This window comes from Ramlibacter sp., from assembly GCF_035706265.1.
Classification (GTDB): Bacteria; Pseudomonadota; Gammaproteobacteria; order Burkholderiales; family Burkholderiaceae_C; genus Ramlibacter.
Map to the genome: position 1 here is coordinate 1 of NZ_DASSVG010000663.1, position 2,021 is coordinate 2,021.

The window sequence follows — 2,021 nt, forward strand, 5'->3', positions numbered from 1 at the left end:
AGCCGGAGCGGCCCAGCGTGCAGGTATCGGCCGAGGACACCTTCGAGCACGACCTGCCGCTGGACGAGCTGGCGCCGCATATCCGCCGCCTGGCGGAAAAGGCCTGGGCCGGACACCGGCGCGAGGTGGGCCGGGTCGCCCGCACGGTGGTACTCAAGCTCAAGACGGCGCAGTTCCAGACGCTCACGCGCAGCCTAACGCCAGCCACGCGGCCGGCATCCGCCGCCGAGTTGGCAGAGATCGCCTGTGCCCTGCGCGCCCGCGTCGAGCTGCCGCCGGACACCCGCTACCGGCTGGTCGGGGTGGGGCTGTCCGGCTTCATCGATGCGGACGACGAGGCGATCCAGCCGGACCTGTTTGCCCGTCACTGACCCTGCGAGCCTCACGATAGTTTGCAATTGAATAGCGCACTAGCTAAATTGCGCCCATGAGCCCACGCCGACCCGCCGCTCCGCCCTCGCCGCTGCAGCTGGACAGCCAGCTGTGCTTTTCGCTGTATGCCGCGCAGCTGGCAATGACCAAGGTCTACCGCACGCTGCTGGCGGACCTGGAGCTCACCTACCCGCAGTACCTGGTGATGCTGGTGCTGTGGGAGCGCGATGGCGTGACGGTCTCGCAGATCGGCGAGCGCCTGTTCCTCGACTCGGCCACGCTGACGCCGCTGCTCAAGCGGCTCGAGGCCGCCGGCCTGGTGCAGCGCCAGCGCGCCAGCGCGGACGAGCGCCAGGTCGTGGTCAGCCTCACCGCCGCCGGTCGCGGCCTGAAGCGCCGCGCAAGCAAAGTGCCCGAATCGGCCTTCTGCGCCACCGGCTGCGAGCGCGACGAGCTGATCGCGCTCAAGCAGCAGCTCGACGGCCTGCGTGACCGGCTGTCCGGCCACGGCTGATCGTTTTGCCTTACATATCGCGCGCGATGGAATAGCGCACTTGTGCACCCATCGCAGCGCACCCTGCCCCACCCACCCCGAGGAGTCACACCGATGTCCATCGAAAAAGTCCTGTACCGCGCCCACGCCACCGCCAACGGCGGCCGCGACGGCCGTGCCGTGTCGTCCGACCATGTGCTCGACGTCAAGCTGACCACGCCGAAGGAGCTCGGTGGCGCCGGCGGTGACGGCACCAATCCCGAACAGCTGTTCGCGGCCGGCTACTCGGCCTGCTTCCTTGGCGCGCTGAAGTTCGTCGCCGGCCAGCAGAAGGTCGCCCTGCCGGCCGACACCCGCATCGAAGGCAGCGTCGGCATCGGCCCGATCCCGACCGGTTTCGGCATCGAGGTCGAGCTGAAGATCAGCATTCCGGGCGTGGAGCGCGCGGTGGCCGAGGCGCTGGTGCAGAAGGCGCATGTGGTCTGCCCGTACTCCAACGCCACCCGCGGCAACATCGACATCACCCTGACGGTGGTCTGAGCCACCGCGGGCTTTCGCGGCGGCGACGGCTGCGGTATGACGTGCGGCCATGCCCTGCCCCACCGCCGTGACTCCACCCGATCCTGACGCGACGGCCGATGCCGCACCGCCGCCCTGGCCACCGGCCGGCCAGTGGTGCCTGTACCTGATCGAATGCGCGAACGGCGCGTGGTACGCCGGCATCACCAACCATCTCCAGCGCCGTTACGCGGCCCACGCCAGCGGGCGCGGCGCGCGCTATACGCGGGCCAATCCGCCCCGCCGGCTGCTCGGCTGGCGCGCCTTCCCCGATCGCTCCAGCGCCTCGCGCGCGGAAGCGGCGATCAAGCGATTGCCCCGCGCGGACAAGGCGGCCTACCTGCAGCAGACGGAGGCCGTCCTCGAATGAAAAAGGCCCGGGTGTTCCCGGGCCTCTTCCTGCCATCTCCCGCCTACTTTTTCTTCTTCGGGATATACAGGTCGGTGATGGTGCCTTCGTAGGCCTCGGCGGCCATGCCGACCGACTCGCTCAGCGTCGGGTGCGGGTGGATCGTCATGCCGATGTCGCCGGCCTCGGCGCCCATCTCGATGGCCAGCGCGACCTCCGAGATCAGGTCGCCCGCATGCGGACCGACGA

3 protein-coding genes and 2 pseudogenes are annotated in these 2,021 nt (G+C 69.5%); 4 read left to right on the top strand and 1 reads right to left on the bottom strand.

What is annotated here, in order from left to right:
• The 4 genes and pseudogenes from VFM98_RS23765 to VFM98_RS23780 all read left to right on the top strand — a co-directional run.
• Window positions 1–371, top strand: a pseudogene (locus tag VFM98_RS23765) (DNA polymerase IV); the annotation flags it as partial.
• A 56-nt stretch (window positions 372–427) separates the two neighbouring features.
• Window positions 428–886, top strand: a complete 459-nt coding sequence (locus VFM98_RS23770; RefSeq protein ID WP_325112368.1) for a MarR family transcriptional regulator — start codon at window positions 428–430, stop codon at window positions 884–886.
• Window positions 887–979: 93 nt separating this feature from the next.
• Window positions 980–1,405, top strand: coding sequence for an organic hydroperoxide resistance protein (locus VFM98_RS23775; protein WP_325112369.1), 426 nt, complete (start codon window positions 980–982; stop codon window positions 1,403–1,405).
• Window positions 1,406–1,454: 49 nt separating this feature from the next.
• Window positions 1,455–1,793 (top strand): GIY-YIG nuclease family protein, encoded by a 339-nt coding sequence (locus VFM98_RS23780; protein ID WP_325112370.1) that lies wholly within the window; start codon window positions 1,455–1,457, stop codon window positions 1,791–1,793.
• Between the two features lie 43 nt (window positions 1,794–1,836).
• Here VFM98_RS23780 and VFM98_RS23785 read toward each other — a convergent pair.
• A pseudogene (locus tag VFM98_RS23785) lies at window positions 1,837–2,021 on the bottom strand (dihydrolipoyl dehydrogenase); the annotation flags it as partial.